This window comes from Streptomyces sp. NPDC003011 (assembly GCF_053591515.1).
Map to the genome: position 1 here is coordinate 131,747 of NZ_JBSFTY010000011.1, position 6,243 is coordinate 137,989.

The window sequence follows — 6,243 nt, forward strand, 5'->3', positions numbered from 1 at the left end:
CGTGCCGCCTCGATCGCGCCGTGCGTGTCCCACTTTCACCACAGGCTGGCACACGCCGACCTTCCCCCGTAAAAGTCAGACTTTTAAGTTTGAACACGTCAGACCAGCCACTTCGCTCCTACCGAGGACTTCTTGAAGATGAGCACGCAGACACCGGACACCTTCGAATGGACCGAAACCGACCGGCGTGCCGTCGACACCGCCCGTCTTCTGGCGGCCGACGCCGTCCAGCGGGTGGGCAACGGTCACCCCGGCACCGCGATGAGCCTGGCACCGGCGGCCTACACCCTCTTCCAGAAGGTGATGCGGCATGATCCGGCCGACCCGGAGTGGACGGGCCGTGACCGCTTCGTGCTGTCCCCCGGGCACACCTCGCTGACCCTCTACACCCAGCTCTTCCTGGCCGGGTACGAGCTGGAGCTGGACGATCTCAAGGCGTTCCGCACCCACGGGTCGAAGACACCCGGTCACCCCGAGTACGGGCACACCGCGGGCGTCGAGACGACCACCGGACCGCTCGGCCAGGGCGTCGCCAACGCGGTGGGCATGGCGATGGCCGCCCGCTACGAGCGCGGCCTGTTCGACCCGGACGCCCCCGAGGGCACCTCCCCCTTCGACCACACCGTCTGGGGGATCGTCTCCGACGGCGACCTGGAGGAGGGCATCTCCGCCGAGGCGTCCTCGCTGGCCGGCCACCAAAGGCTCGGCAACCTCGTCTTCCTCTACGACGACAACCACATCTCCATCGAGGGCGACACCGCGACCGCCTTCTCCGAGGACGTGCTCAAGCGGTACGAGGCGTACGGCTGGCACACGCAGCGGATCGAGCCCGGCGAGGACGGCGACATCGACGTCCACGCGCTGTACGCGGCGCTGAGGGCCGCGCAGGCCGAGAGCGGGCGTCCCTCGATCATCGCGATGCGCACGATCATCGCCTGGCCGGCGCCGAACGCGCAGAACACCGAGGCGGCGCACGGCTCCGCGCTCGGCGCGGACGAGGTCGCCGCCACCAAGCGCCTGCTCGGCTTCGATCCGGACCGGAGCTTCGAGGTGGCCGACGACGTCCTCGCCCACACCCGCCGGGCCCTGGACCGGGGCGCCGAGGCGCACGCCGCCTGGGACAAGCGGATCGACGCGTGGCGCGGCGAGCAGCCCGAGCGGGCGAAGCTCTTCGACCGCGTCGTCGCCGGTCAGCTGCCCGAGGGCTGGCAGGACGCTCTGCCGGTGTTCGAGGAGGGCAAGGCGCTCGCCACGCGCGCCGCGTCCGGCAAGGTGCTCCAGACGCTCGGCGCGGTCCTGCCCGAGCTGTGGGGCGGCTCCGCCGACCTGGCCGGCTCGAACAACACCACCATCGACAAGACCAGTTCCTTCCTGCCCGAGGGCAACCCGCTGCCGGAGGCCGACCCGTACGGCCGCACCATCCACTTCGGCATCCGCGAGCACTCCATGGCCGCGGAGATGAACGGCATCGCCCTGCACGGCAACACCCGCGTCTACGGCGGCACCTTCCTGGTCTTCTCCGACTACATGCGCAACGCGGTGCGGCTGTCGGCGCTGATGCAGCTGCCGGTGACGTACGTGTGGACGCACGACTCCATCGGTCTCGGCGAGGACGGGCCGACCCACCAGCCGGTGGAGCACCTCGCGTCGCTGCGCGCGATCCCGGGCCTGAACGTGGTCCGTCCCGCCGACGCCAACGAGACCGCGATCGCCTGGGCCGAGATCCTCAGGCGCCACGCCACCGACCCGGCCCCGCACGGCCTCGCGCTCACCCGCCAGGGCGTGCCGACGTACGCGCCCGACGAGGACGCGGCGCGCGGCGGTTACGTCCTGCGGGAGTCCTCCGGCCAGGTGCCCGACGTCGTCCTGATCGGCACCGGTTCCGAGGTGCAGCTCGCGGTCGCCGCGCGGGAGCTGCTGGAGGCCGAGGGCATCGGCACCCGGGTGGTGTCGATGCCGTCCGTGGAGTGGTTCGAGGAGCAGCCGAGGGAGTACCGCGAACGCGTCCTTCCGCCGTCCGTGAGGGCCCGCGTCGCGGTCGAGGCCGGGATCGGTCTCACGTGGTACCGGTTCGTGGGTGACGCAGGACGCATCGTCTCCCTCGAACACTTCGGCGCCTCCGCCGACGCGAAGACCCTGTTCGCCGAGTACGGCTTCACCGCCGAGAACGTCGCCGCCGCGGCCCGGGAATCCCTGGCCGCCGCTCGCGGTTGATCCGATCGCCCGAAAGAAGATGATCACAGTGACCGAAGCGACCGCACCCGCGGGAGCACTCAAGCGCCTGTCCGACGAGGGCGTGTCCATCTGGCTGGACGACCTGTCGCGCCGGCGGATCGAGTCCGGCGACCTCGCCGGACTCGTCGCGCACCGGCACGTGGTGGGCGTCACCACCAACCCGTCCATCTTCCAGGCCGCGATCGGCTCCGGTGAGGGGTACGAGGAGCAGCTCACCGACCTCGCCGTGCGGGGCGTCACGGTCGACGAGGCCGTGCGGATGCTCACGACCACCGACGTGCGCGCGGCCGCCGATATCCTGCATTCTGCATACACCGCCTCTGGCGGCCGGGACGGCCGGGTCTCCATCGAGGTCGACCCGCGCCTCGCCCACGACACGGCGGCCACCGTCGCCGAGGCCAAGCAGCTCGCCTGGCTGGTCGACCGCCCCAACGTGATGATCAAGATCCCGGCGACGAAGGCCGGCCTCCCGGCGATCACCGAGGTCATCGGCCTCGGCATCAGCGTCAACGTCACGCTGATCTTCTCTCTGGGGCGCTACCGCGAGGTCATGGACGCCTACCTCGCCGGCCTGGAGAAGGCCCGGGAGCGCGGCCTGGACCTCTCCGGGATCCACTCGGTGGCCTCCTTCTTCGTCTCCCGCGTCGACGCCGAGATCGACAAGCGGCTGACCGTGCTCGGCACGGACGAGGCCCTGGCCCTCAGAGGCAGGGCGGCCCTCGCCAACGCGCGGCTCGCCTACGAGGCGTACGAGCACGTCTTCGCCGGTGAGCGCTGGACGGCCCTGGCCCGGGCCGGGGCCACCAGGCAGCGTCCGCTGTGGGCGTCGACCGGGGTGAAGGACCCGGCGTACAAGGACACCCTGTACGTCGACGAGCTGGTCGCGCCCGGCACGGTCAACACGATGCCCGAGGCGACGCTGAACGCCGCCGCCGACCACGGCGACATCACCGGCGACACCGTGACCGGCGGCTACCCGCGGGCCCGTGCCGACCTGGCCGCCGTGCAGCGGCTCGGGATCTCCTACGACGAGGTCGTGCGGCAGCTGGAGGAGGAGGGCGTCGCCAAGTTCGAGACGGCCTGGCAGGACCTGCTGAACGCCGTGACGAAGTCCTTGAACAGCAAGGGGGTTGACGGGAAATGAGCAAGAAGCGTCCCGAGACGACGGCCGGGAAGACCAAACCGGCCGGGAAGATCAAGCCGGCCGAGGAGAGCGGGCCGGCCGGCAAGAACAAGGCCGCCGGGCAGACCAAAGCGGTCGGGCCGGCGGCGGGCGTCCCGGCCCTGTCCGCCGACGACTGGTCCAACCCCCTGCGGGACGCCGGCGACCGCCGGCTCCCCCAGATCGCCGGCCCCTCCGGGCTCGTCATCTTCGGTGTCACCGGGGACCTGTCCCGCAAGAAGCTGATGCCGGCCGTCTACGACCTGGCCAACCGCGGGCTGCTGCCGCCGGGTTTCTCGCTGGTCGGGTTCGCCCGCCGGGACTGGGAGGACCAGGACTTCGCGCAGGTCGTGCACGACGCGGTCCGCGAACACGCGCGCACCGACTTCCGCGAGGAGGTCTGGCAGCAGCTGGCCGAGGGCATGCGGTTCATCCCCGGCGACTTCGACGACGACACCGCGTTCAAGCAACTGCGGTCCGCCGTGGAGGAGCTGGACGCCTCGCGCGGCACGAGCGGCAACTACGCCTTCTATCTCTCCGTACCGCCGAAGTTCTTCCCGAAGGTCGTCCGGCAGCTGAAGAAGCACGGGCTGGCCGACGCGCAGGAGGGCTCCTGGCGGCGCGCGGTCATCGAGAAGCCGTTCGGGCGGGACCTGAAGAGCGCCCGTGAGCTGAACGCGCTCGTGCACGACGTGTTCGAGCCGGACCAGGTGTTCCGGATCGACCACTACCTCGGCAAGGAGACCGTCCAGAACATCCTGGCGCTGCGCTTCGCCAACCAGATGTACGAGCCGATCTGGAACCGGTCGTACGTCGACCACGTGCAGATCACGATGGCCGAGGACATCGGCATCGGCGGCCGGGCCGGCTACTACGACGGCATCGGCGCCGCCCGGGACGTCATCCAGAACCACCTGCTCCAGCTGATGGCCCTGACCGCCATGGAGGAGCCGATCGCCTTCGACGCCGAGTCGCTGCTCACCGAGAAGCTCAAGGTGCTCAAGTCGGTGCGGCTGCCGGAGAACCTGGGCGAGCACACCGTGCTGGCGCAGTACGCCGAGGGCTGGCAGGGCGGCGCGAAGGTGCCCGGGTACCTCCAGGAGGAGGGCATCGACCCCGCGTCGAAGACCGACACGTACGCGGCCATCAAGCTGGAGGTGGACAACCGCCGCTGGGCGGGCATCCCCTTCTACCTGCGCACCGGCAAACGGCTGGGCCGCCGGGTCACCGAGATCGCGGTGGTCTTCAAGCGGGCGCCGCACTCCCCCTTCGACTCCACCGCCACCGAGGAGCTCGGGCAGAACGCGATCGTCATCCGCGTCCAGCCCGACGAGGGCATGACGGTCCGGTTCGGCTCCAAGGTGCCGGGCACCTCGATGGAGATCCGGGACGTGTCGATGGACTTCGCCTACGGCGAGTCGTTCACCGAGTCCAGTCCGGAGGCGTACGAGCGCCTCATCCTGGACGTCCTCCTCGGGGACGCCAACCTGTTCCCCCGTCACCAGGAAGTGGAAGAGTCCTGGAAGATCCTCGACCCGATCGAGGAGTACTGGGCGAACCACGGCAGGCCGGCGCAGTACGCGTCGGGCAGCTGGGGACCCGGGGAAGCCGACGAGATGCTCGCACGAGACGGACGGAGCTGGCGCAGGCCATGAAGATCGACCTGACCGACACCACGGCAAGCAAGATCAACAAGGCGCTGGTGCAGGGTCGCCGCGCCATCGGCACACCGGCCGTGGGCATGGTCCTGACGATGGTGATCGTCACGGACGAGGAGAACGCCTACGACGCGATCAAGGCCGCCGAGGAGGCCTCGCACGAGCACCCCTCGCGCACCCTGGTCGTCATCAAGCGGCACGCCCGCAACGCGCGCGACCGCACCAGTTCCCGCCTCGACGCCGAGGTGCGGGTGGGCGCCGACGCGGGCACCGGCGAGACGGTGATCCTGCGGACGTACGGCGAGGTGTCCGACCACGCCGACTCCGTCGTGCTGCCGCTGCTGCTGCCGGACGCCCCGGTCGTCGTGTGGTGGCCGGTGGACGCGCCGGAGAACCCGGCGAAGGACCCGCTGGGCGCGCTGGCCCAGCGCCGGATCACCGACCTGTACGCGGTGGCGAACCCGCTCCAGGTGCTGGACACCCGGGTGCGTTCCTACGCGCCCGGCGACACCGACCTCGCCTGGACCCGGCTCACGCCGTGGCGCTCGATGCTGGCCGCGGCCATGGACCAGGCCCGGGTGAAAGTGATCTCGGCGGCCGTGGAGGCCGAGGAGGAGAACCCGGCGGCCGAGCTGCTGGCCCGCTGGCTGGAGGCCCGCCTCGGCGTCCGGGTCGACCGGGTCGTCACCGCGGGACCGGTCGTGACGGCCGTACGGCTCGGCACCGAGAACGGCGAGATCGTCATCGACCGCCCCGAGGGCCCGCTGGCGACGCTGTCCCTGCCCGGCCAGCCTTCGCGCACCCTCGCGCTGAAGGTCCGTACCACCTCCGAACTCATCGCCGAGGAGCTGCGGCGCCTCGACGCGGACGAGATGTACGCCATCGCCCTGCGCGGCGAGGCCACCAAGGAGACCCCTGCTCATGTCTGACTCCCCTTCCGACGTCCCCGCCGGCTCCTCCCGGCTCACCCGCCGGCCGGAGTGGGCCGCCCTGGAGGACCACCGCGCCCAGTGGCACACGCGTCTGCGCGACCTGTTCGCGACGGACCCCGGGCGCGCGGAGCGCTACGTCGTCCGCGTGGGAGACCTGCGCGTCGACTACTCCAAGCACCTGGTCACCGACGAGACGCTGCGGCTGCTGCGGGAACTGGCCGCCGCGACCGGCGTGTCCGGGCTGCGGGACGCCATG

General features: G+C 70.9%; 4 protein-coding genes and 1 pseudogene. All 5 read left to right on the plus strand.

Annotated elements, in window-relative coordinates:
- Positions 1-138 precede the first annotated feature (138 nt).
- Positions 139-2,214, plus strand: a complete 2,076-nt coding sequence (gene tkt / locus ACWD0J_RS08660; protein ID WP_451495023.1) for a transketolase — start codon at positions 139-141, stop codon at positions 2,212-2,214.
- Positions 2,215-2,233: 19 nt separating this feature from the next.
- Complete coding sequence (gene tal / locus ACWD0J_RS08665; protein ID WP_451495024.1) at positions 2,234-3,379, plus strand: transaldolase; 1,146 nt, start codon at positions 2,234-2,236, stop codon at positions 3,377-3,379.
- Positions 3,376-5,052: a glucose-6-phosphate dehydrogenase gene (gene zwf, locus ACWD0J_RS08670; RefSeq protein ID WP_451495025.1), complete on the plus strand. Its 1,677-nt coding sequence runs from the start codon at positions 3,376-3,378 to the stop codon at positions 5,050-5,052. The genes tal and zwf overlap by 4 nt, the downstream gene beginning before the upstream one ends.
- Positions 5,049-5,984, plus strand: coding sequence for a glucose-6-phosphate dehydrogenase assembly protein OpcA (gene opcA, locus ACWD0J_RS08675; RefSeq protein WP_451495026.1), 936 nt, complete (start codon positions 5,049-5,051; stop codon positions 5,982-5,984). Before zwf ends, opcA begins: the two co-directional genes overlap by 4 nt.
- Positions 5,977-6,243, plus strand: a pseudogene (locus ACWD0J_RS08680) (glucose-6-phosphate isomerase); the annotation flags it as partial. The gene opcA and the pseudogene ACWD0J_RS08680, both read left to right, overlap by 8 nt.